General features: G+C 67.4%; 13 protein-coding genes. 9 read left to right on the top strand and 4 right to left on the bottom strand.

The window, feature by feature from the left end; translation table 11 throughout:
- Nucleotides 1-212 precede the first annotated feature (212 nt).
- On the bottom strand, nt 213-2675 hold the full coding sequence (lon, locus tag NRB20_RS29770; RefSeq protein ID WP_406603897.1) for an endopeptidase La: 2463 nt from the start codon (nt 2673-2675) through the stop codon (nt 213-215).
- 388 nt (nt 2676-3063) lie between these two features.
- Here lon and NRB20_RS29775 point away from each other — a divergent pair, with 388 nt between their 5' ends.
- The 9 genes from NRB20_RS29775 (at nt 3064) to NRB20_RS29810 (ending at nt 10974) form a co-directional block, all read left to right on the top strand.
- The gene (locus tag NRB20_RS29775; protein WP_153414745.1) at nt 3064-3639 is read left to right on the top strand and encodes a TetR/AcrR family transcriptional regulator; all 576 of its coding nucleotides are present in this window, start codon (nt 3064-3066) and stop codon (nt 3637-3639) included.
- Nucleotides 3640-3958: 319 nt separating this feature from the next.
- Entirely contained in the window at nt 3959-4486 is a 528-nt protein-coding gene (locus tag NRB20_RS37730; protein ID WP_194290052.1) for a hypothetical protein, read from the top strand.
- Nucleotides 4483-5547 carry a PrsW family intramembrane metalloprotease gene (locus NRB20_RS37735; RefSeq protein WP_194290053.1) on the top strand — a complete coding sequence of 355 codons (1065 nt, stop codon included), beginning with the start codon at nt 4483-4485 and terminating at the stop codon, nt 5545-5547. The genes NRB20_RS37730 and NRB20_RS37735 overlap by 4 nt, the downstream gene beginning before the upstream one ends.
- Before the next feature lie 10 nt (nt 5548-5557).
- On the top strand, nt 5558-6562 hold the full coding sequence (locus NRB20_RS29785) for a zinc-binding dehydrogenase (RefSeq protein WP_153414747.1): 1005 nt from the start codon (nt 5558-5560) through the stop codon (nt 6560-6562).
- A 60-nt stretch (nt 6563-6622) separates the two neighbouring features.
- Nucleotides 6623-7978 (top strand): hypothetical protein, encoded by a 1356-nt coding sequence (locus NRB20_RS29790; protein WP_153414748.1) that lies wholly within the window; start codon nt 6623-6625, stop codon nt 7976-7978.
- A 72-nt stretch (nt 7979-8050) separates the two neighbouring features.
- Nucleotides 8051-8842 carry a TIGR03084 family metal-binding protein gene (locus tag NRB20_RS29795; protein WP_153414749.1) on the top strand — a complete coding sequence of 264 codons (792 nt, stop codon included), beginning with the start codon at nt 8051-8053 and terminating at the stop codon, nt 8840-8842.
- Between the two features lie 327 nt (nt 8843-9169).
- Nucleotides 9170-9688, top strand: coding sequence for a hypothetical protein (locus NRB20_RS29800; protein WP_153414750.1), 519 nt, complete (start codon nt 9170-9172; stop codon nt 9686-9688).
- Nucleotides 9689-9809: 121 nt separating this feature from the next.
- Nucleotides 9810-10319, top strand: coding sequence for an SRPBCC family protein (locus NRB20_RS29805; protein WP_153414751.1), 510 nt, complete (start codon nt 9810-9812; stop codon nt 10317-10319).
- A 10-nt stretch (nt 10320-10329) separates the two neighbouring features.
- Nucleotides 10330-10974 (top strand): ribonuclease H family protein, encoded by a 645-nt coding sequence (locus NRB20_RS29810; RefSeq protein WP_153414752.1) that lies wholly within the window; start codon nt 10330-10332, stop codon nt 10972-10974.
- Between the two features lie 94 nt (nt 10975-11068).
- On the opposite strand, the gene NRB20_RS29815 is transcribed toward NRB20_RS29810, so the two are convergent.
- The 3 genes from NRB20_RS29815 to NRB20_RS29825 form a co-directional block, all read right to left on the bottom strand.
- Nucleotides 11069-12007, bottom strand: a complete 939-nt coding sequence (locus NRB20_RS29815) for a hypothetical protein (RefSeq protein WP_153414753.1) — start codon at nt 12005-12007, stop codon at nt 11069-11071.
- Nucleotides 12008-12146: 139 nt separating this feature from the next.
- Nucleotides 12147-13316, bottom strand: coding sequence for an MlaD family protein (locus NRB20_RS29820; protein WP_153414754.1), 1170 nt, complete (start codon nt 13314-13316; stop codon nt 12147-12149).
- A complete protein-coding gene (locus NRB20_RS29825) occupies nt 13313-14383 on the bottom strand; it encodes an MCE family protein (protein ID WP_319945568.1) in 1071 nt (356 codons plus the stop codon). Before NRB20_RS29825 ends, NRB20_RS29820 begins: the two co-directional genes overlap by 4 nt.
- Between the last annotated feature and the right edge of the window lie 102 nt (nt 14384-14485).

The following is a 14485-nucleotide window of genomic DNA, read 5'->3' on the forward strand; positions in this document are numbered from 1 at the left end:
CCGTCATACCACACGCGGCGACCACGATCCCACCGCTCGCCCGGGCATCACGGCCACGGTCTCGTCGACCTGATTTCCCGCGCCTGTCCGATGAGCACCGCACAGCCGGTACCACTCCACCCGTTCGATACAACCGCGGTACCGCATCCGGCGGCAATGCAGAGGAAAAGGCCGTGCACCTCTACGAAGTGCACGGCCCTGCTACTCACCGATCAGGCCGAGGCAGCGAGTGCCTGGTAGGCCGGTTCGGCTACCGGTTCGATGGCGTAGGCCAGGATCTCCGCGACGTCGGCGACGGGGCGGACGTCCAGTGCCGCAAGGACTTCGGCGGGGACGTCGTCCAGGTCCGGCTCGTTGCGGGCCGGGATGAACACCGTCTTCAGTCCGGCGCGCTGGGCGGCGAGCAGCTTCTGCTTCACCCCGCCGATCGGCAGCACCCGGCCGTTCAGCGTGACCTCACCGGTCATGCCGACGTCCGAGCGAACCTGCCGGTCCAGCGCGAGGGACACCAGCGCGGTCACCATGGTCACGCCCGCGGACGGGCCGTCCTTGGGCACCGCGCCCGCCGGAAAGTGGATGTGGATGTTGCGATCCAGCACCCCCGCAGTGCTCCGGCGGGCCGGAGGCGGCAGCGGAGCGTAACCACGTAGGCCCTCGGAAGCTGCGGCATCGGATGGAGCCTCGATCCCGATCTCTTCCAGGTGCGAGCGGACGTAGGTCAGCGCGATCTGCGCGGATTCCTTCATCACATCGCCCAGCTGACCGGTCAGGGTCAGCGAACGCTCGCCCTCGGCGGCATTGGCCTCGATGTAGAGGACGTCGCCGCCCGCACCGGTCACGGCCAAACCCGTTGCGACACCGGGGACCGCGGTCCGCTCGACCCCGTCGGGGGTGAAGCGCGGACGGCCCAGGTAGTCCTTCAGGTCGCCCAGCCCGATCACCAGTGTCTCGGAACTGGTTGCGGCCGTGACGGATTCGGTGTCGTAGCCCAGAGCACTGTCGTAGCCCAGGCTCTCCGGCACGAATTCGCCGTTGTCGACCAGACTTTCGGCATCGGACAGATCCGCCGACTCCGACAGCTTGGTCGCCGCCTTGCGCAACGCCTTGGCGATCAGCCGTTCCAGCTGCCGCACCCCGGCCTCGCGGGTGTAGTTCGCGGCGATCTCCCGCAACGCCTCGTCGGTGATCGAAACCTCCTGTGCGGTCAGCGCATTGCGCTCGAGCTGACGCGGGATCAGGAAGTCGCGGGCGATGGCCACCTTGTCGTCCTCGGTGTAGCCGTCGACCGTGATCAGCTCCATGCGGTCCAGCAGCGGGCCCGGGATGGTGTCCATGACGTTCGCGGTCGCGATGAACAGCACGTCGGACAGGTCCAGATCCAGGTCCAGGTAGTGATCGCGGAACGTGTGGTTCTGCGCGGGATCGAGCACCTCGAGCAGCGCGGCCGCCGGATCGCCGCGGAAATCGGAGCCGACCTTGTCGATCTCGTCCAGCAGCACAACGGGATTCATCGATCCCGCCTCCTTGATGGCGCGCACGACCCGGCCGGGCAGCGCGCCGACGTAGGTGCGCCGGTGACCGCGGATCTCCGCCTCGTCCCGCACGCCACCCAGCGCGACGCGAACGAACTTGCGTCCCAACGCTCGTGCCACACTCTCACCGAGCGAGGTCTTACCGACTCCGGGCGGACCGACCAGCACCAGCACCGCACCGGAACCGCGGCCGCCGACGACCTCGAGTCCGCGCGCGGCCCGCCGCGAACGCACCGCCAGGTATTCGACCATCCGATCCTTGACCTCGTCGAGGCCGTGGTGATCGGCGTCCAGTACCGCGCGGGCGGCCGAAACATCGGTCGCGTCGGTGGTTTTCACCGTCCACGGCAGTTCCAGCACGGTGTCCAGCCAGGTGCGGATCCAGCCCGCCTCCGGGCTCTGATCACTGCCGCGTTCGAGCCGGTCGACCTCGCGCAGCGCCGCTGTGCGGACCGCTTCGGGCAGGTCGGCGTTCTCCACCCGGGTGCGGTAGTCGTCCGCGCCGTCGGGCTCACCCTCGCCGAGTTCCTTGCGAATCGCGTTGAGCTGCTGGCGAAGCAGGAATTCGCGCTGGGACTTCTCCATCCCCTCGCGCACGTCCTCGCTGATCTTCTCCGCGACCTCGGCCTCGGCGATGTGATCCTTCGTCCATGTGATCAGCGTGTTCAGACGTGTTGTGACGTCCGGTGTTTCGAGTATCTCGCGCTTCTGGTCGTCGGTCAGGTACGGCGCGTACCCGGCGGCGTCGGCCAGCGCCGACGGATCGGTCAGCCGGTTCACCGCGTCGATCACCTGCCACGCCTCGCGACGTTGCAGCACCGAGACGACGAGCTTCTTGTATTCGGCGGCGAGTTCCTTCGTGCGGCCGTCGGCCTCGGGGATCTCGACCGGTTCGGCCTCGACCCACAGCGCCGCGCCCGGCCCGGTGACCCCGTGGCCGATCTTCGCGCGCCGCTCGGCCTTCAGCACCGCCGCGGGCGCGCCGCCACGCATCCGTCCGACCTGCTCGATCGTCGCCACCACGCCGAAGGACGCGTAGCCCTCGGCCAGGCGGGGTGCGAGCAGCACGGCGTCCAGGCTCGCCGCGCGGGCGGCATCGATGGCGGCCTGCGCCGACTCGTCGAGCTCGATGGGCACCACCATGCCCGGCAGCACGATCGGATCGGTCAGGAACAGCACCGGCAAATTCTGTGGTGTAGTCACTTCGACCCTTTCCAAAGTTGAGCGATACCTACTCAACCCCGAGCCTTCCGGTTCTGTTCCGTCTCGGCGTTCACTGCCCGCGAACACGAACAAAGGCAAAAGTTGAGCTCACTGCACTCAACATCGAGGGGCGGGGGATTGTTCCGATTCGAACTGTGCGCCGTCAGCTCGTACAACGTGCGGTGTGCTCCCATTTGCCGGTCCAGGTGAAGGTATCGACGCCCCGGATCGACGCCGAACCGTGAGGGCATTCGATCGCCCCGAGATCGGCAGTGCGCGAACCCGACCTGTCCGGAATGACGCCGGTCCGGACGATTAGGTTGGGAGTATGTCTCCGCGATCCGGCCTGACGACAGAGCGCGTGGTGCGTGGTGCTGCCCAGCTCGCCGACGAGATCGGGTTCGACAAGCTCACGCTGTCGGCGGTGGCGCGGCGATTCGGGGTGAAGGATCCGAGTCTGTATGTGCACGTGCGTAATCTGCACGATCTGCGGGTTCGGGTGGCGTTGCTCGCGAGCGGGGAACTGAACGAGCGGATCGGGTCCGCGGTCGCCGGGCGCTCCGGACGTGACGCGCTGATCGCCTTTGCCGACGCGTACCGCTCGTATGTTCTCGATCACCCGGAACGCTATGCGGCAACACAGATTCGGATGGATCCGGCCGAGGTCGGCGACGAACCCGCACTGCTGCGCAGCATCGAACTCACCACGGCGGTCCTACGCGGCTACCACCTGGACGACATCGCCGCCTTGGACGCGGCTCGCTTGTTGCGCAGCACATTTCACGGCTTCGCCACCCTAGAGGCGTCCGGCGGCTTCGCCCATTCCCGCCCCGCCGCCGACTCCTGGCCGCACATCGTCGAGGCTCTGCACCGTACGCTGTCGACTTGGCCATCCCGCGACTGAGTCCGCCGATCGGACGACGAATATTCTTACGGCACAACCGATCTCGCAGGGATAGCCGCTAGCCGAACAGCCCACGACCGATCCACTCGCCCGACTCCACACTGCCGACCGGCCACACATCTTCACCGCCTCGGCCACGACAACCTCGCGAACGCACACTTGCCGAACAGCGGATCTCACGGCCGATCCACCGCACTGGCCACACCACAGACGACCGTACGGTGGATCCCAACAGCCGCTCTGGTGTTGATCCCGGTCGCGATGCCTGTTTACTTCTATCGTGGGCAACAGCGCCGGGGCGCGCCGAGAGGAGCAAGCGGTGGGCGCAGGACGGGACTGGTGGCGAGCCGGGGTGATCCTCGGCATCGTGGGGGTCTTGATCGTGGTACCGGCCGTCCTGGCGGCGCTGGTCCCGACCCGGCAGACGCCGGTGCCGCCCGGCGCGACGATCCGACTCTCGGCGCCGGGGCAGTCACCCGAGACCATCGAATTCTCCGGAGTCGACGGCTGGCAGCAGCGGACGACCGGCGACCGCACGACCGCGGTCCTGGACGGACCGCACGGGCGAATCCTGATCGCCACCGTCGTCAACGGCGTCACCGATTTCGCCACCGCGGCCCAGTGGCGGCGAAAAGTGCTGGGAGCGCAGACATTTCCGGTGCGCGAGGACGGCGGCAAGATCGCCAACACCTACGGCTTCGCCGGACCGACCTGCCGGGGCGCCACCCGTCCGGGCGTGTGCGCGATTCTCGGCAACCACAATCTCGCGGTCTCCGTGCTGATCAGCGGCACGGACTCCGGCGCGGACCTGCAACCGATCGCCTACTCGCTGCGGGTCGCGTCATGACCTGGTTCCGGCCGCGTTCGGCCCTGTGGTGGACGTACGCGCTGATCTGCCTGGCCGGATCCATCGGGCTGGTGTTGCAGATGCTCCCGTCCGCGACGCTGACCTGGTCCGGAATCCTGATCGGGCTGCCGTTCATGGTGGTGACGCTGCTGGTGGTCGGCGCATTCCTGAGCTGGCTGGACCTGTTCCGCGATCACGTGCGGATCCGGGTCGCGCTGGCGATGGGGTTCGTCTGGGGCGCCGCGGCCGGGCCCGGGATCGCGATCTTCGCCAACGACAACCTCATTCACGTCATCCGGAATCTCACCGGCGAGGCGTTCGCGGTGGACTGGCAGGCATCGATCTCGGCCTCGATCGTGGAGGAGGGCGTCAAGGGCGCGGGGGTGCTCGCGGTGGCCTGGCTGTTCCGGTCGCAGCTGCACAGACCCATGCACGGGCTGCTGCTGGGCGGGTTCACCGGACTCGGTTTCCAGCTCACCGAGGACGCCACCTACCAGGCCAACGCCGGACTGCTCTCCGCGCAGGGCGATCTCGGCAGCTCGCTGCTGGTGGCGATCCTGCGACTGCTGACCGGTGTCACCTCGCACTGGATGCTGACCGGGATCGCGGGCATCGGCATCGTCACCGCGGTCGGCGCGTCGACGTGGTCGCCCAGACGACGGGCCGCGACCCTGGTGACGTGCTATCTGCTCGGCGCCGCAATGCATTTCGGCTGGGACGCGCCGATCTCGGGCAGCGGTATCGGCACCGTCCTGTGCCGGATCGTGCTGTACGCCCTGATCTTCACCGCGCTGTACCGCTGGGTGGTCCGCATCGACACCCGCTGGTTCCGATCGGTCGTCGACTGGGCCGTCGCGCAACACCTCGCCCCACCCGGCGAACTGCACACCCTGGTCTCCCGCCGCAGCCGCCGGCGCGCCCGCCGCGCCCTGCGCCTGCCGCACCGGATCGCGGTGCCGCGCCGCCACGAACTGCTGGATTGGGTTCAGGCCGTGGATGCCCGACTAGGTGGTACCGGCGGTGCCATACTCGGACAGGCACACCATCCAACCGACTCGTGAGGAGTGCGCGATGCTGGCAGCGCGACTGCATCTGGGGCCCGAGCGTCATCTGGCGCTGGAGGAGGTGCCCGTCCCCGAACCGGGCCCGGACCAGGTGTTGGTCGAGGTGGCGGCGGCGGGCGTGTGCCTGTCCGACATCCATCTCATCGATGGCACCCTGACCCCGCTGTTCCTCGACGGTGACGTGGTCACCCTGGGCCACGAGGTCTCCGGAACCGTGCACTCGCTGGGCCCCGATGTGACCGGCGCGAAGGTCGGCGACCGGGTGCTGTTGCAGGCCGGTGAGGAACGCGACGGCGCGGTGTTCACCCGCGGCGTCGACTACGACGGCGGCTGGGCCGAATACGCTCTGGCCCGCGTCGACACGCTGGTCCCGATCCCCGACGATCTGCCCTTCGAGCAGGCGTGTTTCATCCCCGACGCGGTGTCCACACCGTGGGCGGCGATCACCGCGACCGCGCAGGTCCGCGCCGCCGAACCGGTCGGTGTCTGGGGTGTGGGCGGCCTGGGCGCACACGGCGTCCAGCTGTTGCGGTTGATCGGCGCGGCCCCGATCATCGCGGTCGACCCGCTGCCCGCCGCGCGCGAACGCGCCCTCGAATTCGGCGCGGATCTGGCCCTGGACTCGGCCGATCCGGCGCTGCGCAGTCAGATCTTCGCCGCGACGGGCGGTACCGGCCTGGCCGCGGCCTTCGACTTCGCGGGTGTGGCCGCCGTGCGCGAACAGGCGATCGTCTGTCTCGGCAAGGGCGGGCGGCTGGTGCTGGTCGGGCTGACCGACAAACCGATCACCATCACCGGCGGCACCGCGTTCAGTTTCTTCGGTCAGCAATTGCGCGGCCATTACGGTTCGACCGCCGATCACGTCACCGAACTCGTGAAACTGCAACGCCTGCACCGGGTGGACTTCGCCCGATCGGTCAGTGCGGTGGTGCCGTTGGCCGACGCCGAGAAGGCCGTTGCCGCACTGGAATCCAAACAGGGCAACCCCATCCGAATCGTCCTGCAACCCTAGTATGAGAGGGTTGGTGCCTCGAGATATCAGCATCGGTACCGCACAAGGGGGCCCCAGACGATGACGTCACTCGGCAGTGGGCTGTTCATCGACTGGGAGAGCCTGACCCACCAGTCCAAACTGGTCGTGGATCTGGTCAGTTTCTCGATCTTCAGCGGTGTCGCGGGCTGGCTGACCAACTGGACCGGCGTGCTGATGTTGTTCTGGCCGTTGCAGTTCCGCGGTTTCCGGGTGCCGGGTCTGAAGGTGCTGTACCCGTATTTCCCGCGCCGGGTGCAGGTGCTGCCGACGTTCTCCGGGGACGGCAGCCGACTCGGCTTCCAGGGATTCATCCCCGCGCGCGCCGAGAAGATGGCCAGCATCTGCGTGGATATGGCGATCATGCGGATCGGCAGCCCCCGGGATTTCATCCACGAACTCGATATCCAGGGCATCGCCGACCATATCGCCGAGGTGTCCCGGCCGCAGCTGCCCGAACTCGTGGACGGGGTGATGCAGCGGGAGAATCCGGAGCTGTGGCGCGCGGTGCCGCGTGCGGCCCGGCAGCTGCTGTACCAGCGGGTCGAGCGGGAGCTGCCCACGATGTGCCGCAAGGCGTTCGAGCAGCTCGGGGACAATGTCGATCAGCTGATCGATATCAAGATCTTCGTGATCCGCTATCTGCGCGAGAATCCGGAGATCCTCAAGGATCTGACCACCACGATCGCCGCGCCGGAATTGAAGTTCATGGTGCGGATCGGGCTGCTGGGCGCGCCGTTCGGCCTGCTGCTGGCGCTGGTGATGTTCGCGCACGACAACACCCCGGTGCTGAATCTGATCCCGGGCTGGCTGATCATCCTGGTCGTGACGGCCTGTATCGGTGTGCTGGTGAACGTCATCGCGATCAAGATGGTGTTCGAACCGGGCGATCCGCAGCCGCGCTACAAATACCTGTGGAAGCAGGCGCTGCTGGCCAAGCGGCAGCCCCAGGCGGCCGGGGATCTCGCGCACATCCTGGCGTATCAGGTGCTCACGCTGCCGAATCTGGCCAACGAACTGCTCGACGGGCCCAACGGCGACAAGACGTATCAGATCGTGGAGACGCTGATCTCCGAGGAGATCCACCGCCAGCTCGGCCCGACCACCGGAATGGTGCGAGTCGCGTTCGGCCGCAAGCAGTTCGACAATCTGAAGGTGGGCGCCGCGGGCGCCGCGGTGGGTCTGGCCCCGACGCTGGTCTCGGACGAGGCGTTCGCGTTGGAACAGGCGAAGAAGATCGACGAATTCGCCGCGCGGAAATTGCAGCAGCTCACGCCGGGCGAGTTCATGGAGATGTTCTACGCGTCGGTCGAGCAGGACGCCTGGCTGCTGTATCTGCACGGCGCGGTGCTGGGTCTGGTCGTGGGCGCGGTGCACATGGTGCTGTTCGGCTGGTAGTTCCGGGTCGCTCCGGCAATAACAAGCACGCATGCTTGCATTTTTCCGGGGTTGTGCGCCATGCTGAACCACATGGTGGACGTGGCGGCACTGCTGGAGGATCTCGCGGCGGAATGCGCCGATCTGGACCGGATCGTGGCCGCCCTGCCCGCGGCCGACTGGTCCCGGGACACACCCGCGACCGGATGGACGATCGCCCATCAGATCGGCCATCTGACCTGGACCGATGAGGTCGCCACGCGGTCCGCGACCGATGCCGCGGCGTTCGGCGAACTGGTGCGCACGGCATTGCCCCGCGCCGCGACCTTCGTCGACGAAGCCGCCGTCGAGGCCGCCGCGGCCCCGCCCGACGAGCTGCTCGCCCGCTGGCGACGCGGCCGCGAAGCGTTCGGAAATGCCCTGCTCGCCGTGCCCGCGGGGACGAAACTGAGCTGGTTCGGACCGCCGATGAGCCCGGCGTCGATGATCAGCGCCCGGCTGATGGAGACCTGGGCGCACGGCCAGGACATCGCCGACACGCTCGGCGTCACCCGCACCCCGACCGCGCGGTTGCGCACCATCGCCCACATCGGCGTGCGCACCAGGAATTTCGCGTACGCGGTCAACGAACTGGCCGTCCCCGCCGAGGAGTTCCGAATCGAGCTGACCGCACCGGACGGCACGGTGTGGAGCTGGGGGCCCGAAGCGGCGAGTCAGCGCGTGACCGGACCGGCCGTGGATTTCTGTCTGCGCGTGACACAGCGGCGTCATCCCGACGATCTGGCATTGACCGCGACCGGCGCGGACGCGCGGCAATGGCTGCGTATCGCGCAGGCGTTCGCGGGCCCCACGGGATCCGGGCGCGCGGCGGGACAGTTCGCCTGAGTCGCTGAAATCGGCGCAGGTGGAGCCTGCCTATTGGAGCAGGCGAGCGCCAACTCGGGATATGCCGTGGCTGATGCCCGACCGGACGCCGTTGGCCGGAGGTCTCTGTGATGGCACCCGCAAGCGGACGCTCGCCGCTACCTCCGATTACCCGATCGCTCGCATCCGGAAACATCGCGGCGAGATATTCCCTGGATGCGGCGACCTGTGATCTTCACCTCCGCGTCCCGATTCGGTAACTCGCGGCGCAGTAACCTGGACAGGCGTCCGGCTTTCAACGGTGCGGGTCGACGCGGCAGGGGAGGACCAGAGGGAGAGGTACGCACCGTGACATCGCAGATTCTCCGGCACGCCGCCGTGGTGCTCGCCGGTATGGCCAGCATCGGATTCACCGTTGCCGCAGGCACTTACGTCGTCAATCAGATGGCCGCCGACCAGCACACCACACCACGTCCGGAAGACGTTGCGGCCGAGCCGATTCCGGCGCCGCTGCCGACCGTCGAACCGGACGTTCCGCAACCGTCCACCGCCACAGTCCGTTTCGTGACCGATACGCGCGAACTGCCCGAATCCTTCGACCCGTACCTGCCGGTCGCGCTCGCCGCACCGGCCGATCCGGGCATCCCGGTCACCGCGGCGGTCCAGGCGGACACCGAACCGAGCGCGCCGCTGCCCGGCGACACCTACATCGGCGCGAATCTGACCAGCCCCCAACCGGATTCGCTGTCGATCACCCTCGACACCAACCTGTTCACACCGCTGACCACCACCTCCGGCAACACCCGGTTCCGCACCGATCTGGACGTGCGCCACGGAAGGATCACCCTGGCCCTGTCGAACTCCTGACCCGAAACCCGCTGTGCCCCACCGGGCTCCCGCCCGTTCCACACGCATCTGCCGATAATCGTGCAATAAAGAGGACTCCTGTAGTACTTTTATCGGCAGCCGTGGAACAGGGAGTACGCCTATGGGCCACATCAAGTACGCGAGCGATGTCGGGGCGCCGGTGGAGGTCGCGTTCACGTATACGGACACTCCGATGTTCGTGCCGGAGTGGATGGTCGGCATCGCCACCTTCGAACCGGCGCAGGAGTCCGGTTACGGAGCCGGAGCCGTCTACCTCGCGACGTTGCGCTTGGGCGTATGGCATCCCACGGTCGAGTGTGAGATCACGCGGTACCGCCCGAACGCGGTCATCGGATACACGCTGCGCAGGCACCGCTCGGGGAAGGCGGTGCCTGCGGACTCCGATCCCATGCAGCCCCCCGCCGGATGGGGCACGCTGACCCTGCATTTCGATCCGCTCGGCTACGGCCGCACCGTGCTGACCTCGGAAATCGAGTACCCACAGGCACATCGGCTGCCCGGCCGGATGTGTGCCGCGCTGGTCCGCTGGACGCTGCGTCGCACCGAATCCCAATTACGAAGAGCTATAGAGGAATTCCACGGTACAGATCTTGTCGGTCGGATTGCGTAGGGTACCTGCCATGATCATCGTGAGCACCGACGGATCCTGCCTCCGCAATCCCGGGGGCGCCATCGGCTGGGCCTGGGTCAACCATCAGGGCACCTCCGGCAGCGGGGGTGCCGTATCGGGCACCAACCAGGTCGCCGAGCTACGCGCGGTGCTCGAGGCGGTGGTCGCGCATCCGGGCGCGGAGCCGCTGTTCATCGAGAGCGATTCGCTGTACGCGATCAAATGCGCCTCGGAGTGGATCTCCGGCTGGCGGATGAACGGCTGGCGCACCTCCAGCGGCGGCCCGGTCAAGAACGTGGAGTTGGTCCGGCACATCGACCAGGCCATCGCGAGCCGCCCCGGGCCGGTGCGGTTCCGCTGGGTGCGCGGCCACGTCGGCAACTACTTCAACGAGCAGGCCGATCAGCTCGCCGGTACCGCGGCCCGCCGAGCCGCGACGGCCCCCGACGCCGCCGCGACCGGAAGTTCCGATCTGCCCGCTCTGACCATGCCCGATCCGATCACCACCGATCCGACCGAACCGATTCCGGTGATCGAACCGGCCGAGCCGACCGAACCCATTCCCGCGGTCACCCCACGCACGAAAAAGGTTGCCGCACAAGCACAACCAGCTCGCGCGAAGTCCCGCAAGGCCGATGCGCTGACGCTGTTCTGAACACGGCCGCCGTATCTGTGCCCACGGCGGCCCGCAAGCCTGACGGCAGTGGTGGATAGACCCCACTGCCGTCAGGCGCGCGATATTCGATGAATCAGTTACCCGGCTGCGGGGCGCCCGTGCTCGGGGCCTGCTGGGTGTCCGCACCCGGAGCCTGCGCCTGCGCCGCGCCGGCCAGATCGTTGGTCATCGGCGATTGGAAGTTGTCGACCAGCCACTTGCCGTCCTTCTTCTCCAGCGAGGCCACCACACCGATGGTCAGCGCCTGCGGCGTCGGGGTCGCGGCCTTGGACTGGTTCTGCGTGATCAGCATGACCACCGACGCCTTGTTCGCGTCGCCGGACTCGAAGGCGCAGTGGATCTCGCCGACGGTCGAGCGGGCCTGCGCCTGCTGGGTGATCTGCTTGAGCGCGGAGGAGGCGCCGTCGAACTGGGTCAGCCAGTCACCGGCGGAACGGTCCTTGACCCGCTTCACGTAGTCGTCGAAGTTCTTCGCGTCGTAGGTGCCGACCTGATGACCGAAGTCGCAGGCCGCGGCCACGGCCGAGTCGCGCGCGTCGAGCTTGTCGCCGCGATCGCTGGCCTGCCACCAACCCACGGCCGCCACCGCACCGGCGACGACCACCAGGACGCCCGCACCGAATGCGGCCGCCATCGGCACCCAGCTGGTCCTGTTCTCGGCCGGTTCCGCGGCGACGGCCTTCGGTGCCTTCGGGGCCTTGGGCGCCTTCGCGGCCTTGACCGTCTCCTCCGCGACCGCCAGCTTCACCGTCTCGTCCTCGGCGGCCTTGTCGGCTTCCTTCTCGGAATCCTTCGCGTCGGCGTCCTTCGCGGTCGCGGTGGACAGCTTCACCGTCTCGTCAGCCGGTTCGGCATCCTTCGAGACGGATTCCTCCGCGCCGGAATCCGCGGCAGCGGACTCCTTCACGGGCTCGTCCTTCGCGGGCGCGGCGGGCTCGACGGTCTCGTCCGTCGCAGCCGTCTCCTCCGCCTTTCCGGTCGTCTTGTCGGTGGCGGCGTCGTCATCGGACATGAATGAATCTGTCACTTTCCCGGTACGCGGGTACGCACCGTATTGCCGGATCGGGCCGGGCTACCAGGCCCGGACCATGCGGAACACCCGCCGAGTGTAGGCACTCGCCGACGGGATCGCCGCCGCACCGCGAAAACACTCACCGAATCGGGGGCAGGGTCCGGGCATTCGGATCGCTTCCCGCCGGCATCTGCGCACCGTTGTTCGGGATGGCGGGCCGGGGAGCGTTCGCCGAACCACGAATCTGCTGATCCGGCGGGGGGTTGGTGCAGTAGTTGTACTTGTTGAGCGTACCGTCACCCACTCGCCACGGAGCGCTCAGCGGGTGCGAGTACGCGCAGTACGGCCGCGGCCAGATGTCCACGATGGTGTAGAACTCGCCGTCGTGGGCCGGAACGCCGATCGCGGAACTACCGGTGACCAGCGCCGGGAACAGCGCGCGCAACGCGGGCAGCCGCAGCTCGGCGGCCTTGGTGATGGCCGCGAAGTTGGTCGCCAGCTTGGTGATCGGATCCGCGGTCTTGTCCAGCACCGCACCCAGCTCCTGCATCTGGCCCGGGGCCTTGTCCAGGATCTTGGTCAGCTCGTCGTTGGCGTTGTTGAACTGCTTGAACAACGTCGACGAGTTGTCGGTCAGCGTGCCCAGATCGGGCTGCGCCTGCGAGGTGGTCGCCGCGATGGTGCGCAGATTCGCCAGCAGGTTGGTGGTCTGCGGCAGCAGGTTGTCCAGACCCGCGGTGACCAGGCTCAGCGCGTCGATCATGCTGCGCAGCTGATCGGGACCGCCGCTCAGCGCGGTGTCCATCTCCTTCAGGATCGTGCTGAGCCGGGCCGGATCGATCTGGGTGAAGAAGGAACTGGAATCGTCCAGCACCGCCCACACCGGCGTCGGCGTGTGGATCTTCTTCGCGTCGAACTTGATCACCGAACCGTTGGACAGGTACGGGGCCTGATCGGTCTTCGGGCGGAAGTCGATGTACTGCTCACCCGCGCCGGACAGCGCCTGCACCGCGACCTCGGTGTCCGAGGGAATCTTGTACCGCGAGTCGATCGTGACGTCCGCGCGGATCGCGTCGCCGGCGTCGGTCAGGGTGATGTCCTGCACCTTGCCGATCCGGTAGCCGCGCAACGTGACGTCGTTGCCCGGCTGCAACCCGCCGGACTGGTCCAGATCGACCGTGACCGCGTACGTGCTCTCCAGCGGATTCACCCGCATCACGCTGACCAGCAGATACGACGCGCCGATCAGCAGTGCGATCACCAGCGCGACGTTCGACACCAGCATCTTGTGCCGTCGCACCCAGTTCATCGGTGACCCCCTTGCAACCGGCCCTGAACCACCTGCAACACCTGGATCAGGCTGCCGGTGAAGTCCTGCGCGTCGCGCAGGTCCCAGAGTTTGCTGTGTGCCGGATCGGTGATCAGGCCGACGTCGAGGTTGGTCAGCGTCGCGGCGACCGCGAGGCTGTTGCCCTTGAATGAGGCATCCACACCGGGCTTCACCTGGTGCAGGGCATCGAGCATGGGGCCGAAGGACTGCTGCGACTTGGACAGCGCCGTCATCAGCGTGCGCAGGTTGTCCAGCAGGCTGGCGAGCTGATCCGAGGTGGTGTTCGCGTAGTCGCCCAGGGCGGAGCTGGTGGTGGAGATCTTGCCGAGCAGATCGCCGAGCGCCTTGTTGTTCTCGGCGATGGTGCCGATCATCGAAGGCAGCGTGTTGGCGACCTGGCCGAGCTCGTCGTGATGCACCTGGATCGTGTTGGCCAGCGTGTCGAATCCCTTGAGCACACCGTCGATCCGGGCGCTGTCCGCGTGCAGCGTGGTGGTCACGCTGGTCATCTGCCGGAGCAGATCGGCCAGCTGCTGCGGCTTGCCACCGACCACCGAATCCAGTTCGCCGGTCAGCTTGGTCAGCGCCGCGATACCGCCGCCGTTGAACAGCATCGACACCGAGAGCAGCAGTTCCTCGACGGTCGCACCGGCCGAGGTGTGGTCGATCCCGATGGTGTCACCGCTCTGCAGCGGCGGCTGCGTCCCGGTATCCTTCGGCCTGCTCACCGCCACGAACACATCGCCCAGCGGGGTGGCCTGGCGCAGTTCGGCGGTGGTGTTCTTGGGCAGGTCGATGTCCTTGCGGATGGTCAGATCGACCACGGCCTGGAAGTTCTTCGTGGTGATGTGCGAGACCGTACCGATATCCGAACCACCGATCTTCACCTTCGCCTGATCGGGCAGGTTCAGGGCGTTGGCGAAGACCGCGTGCACGGTGTAGGTGTCGCCCTGGGTGCCGGGTTTGGGCAGTGGCAGCGATTCCACCGTCAACCCGCACCCGGAGGCCAGGATCAGCACCGATGACGCCGCAGTAGCGGCAATCACGGTGCGGCTCAGTCGTTTTGCAGTGCTCCCGGGCCCTACGTGGTTACGCAGGCTGCCGCCTCCGGGCCTGACGGGAGCACTGGATCGTTTACGCATGAGTCG

This window comes from Nocardia macrotermitis, assembly GCF_009604405.1.
Classification (GTDB): domain Bacteria; phylum Actinomycetota; class Actinomycetes; order Mycobacteriales; family Mycobacteriaceae; genus Nocardia; species Nocardia macrotermitis.

Bases quoted from the DNA above. Each gene is read 5' to 3' on its own strand.
- NRB20_RS37735 (WP_194290053.1), top strand. From the start codon at position 4,483: ATGACCTGGTTCCGGCCGCGTTCGGCCCTGTGGTGGACGTACGCGCTG.
- NRB20_RS29805 (WP_153414751.1), top strand. From the start codon at position 9,810: ATGGGCCACATCAAGTACGCGAGCGATGTCGGGGCGCCGGTGGAGGTC.
- NRB20_RS29775 (WP_153414745.1), top strand. From the start codon at position 3,064: ATGTCTCCGCGATCCGGCCTGACGACAGAGCGCGTGGTGCGTGGTGCT.
- lon (WP_406603897.1), bottom strand. From the start codon at position 2,675: ATGGTGGTGCCCATCGAGCTCGACGAGTCGGCGCAGGCCGCCATCGAT.
- NRB20_RS29785 (WP_153414747.1), top strand. From the start codon at position 5,558: ATGCTGGCAGCGCGACTGCATCTGGGGCCCGAGCGTCATCTGGCGCTG.
- NRB20_RS29795 (WP_153414749.1), top strand. From the start codon at position 8,051: ATGGTGGACGTGGCGGCACTGCTGGAGGATCTCGCGGCGGAATGCGCC.
- NRB20_RS29815 (WP_153414753.1), bottom strand. From the start codon at position 12,007: ATGTCCGATGACGACGCCGCCACCGACAAGACGACCGGAAAGGCGGAG.
- NRB20_RS29810 (WP_153414752.1), top strand. From the start codon at position 10,330: ATGATCATCGTGAGCACCGACGGATCCTGCCTCCGCAATCCCGGGGGC.
- NRB20_RS29820 (WP_153414754.1), bottom strand. From the start codon at position 13,316: ATGAACTGGGTGCGACGGCACAAGATGCTGGTGTCGAACGTCGCGCTG.
- NRB20_RS29790 (WP_153414748.1), top strand. From the start codon at position 6,623: ATGACGTCACTCGGCAGTGGGCTGTTCATCGACTGGGAGAGCCTGACC.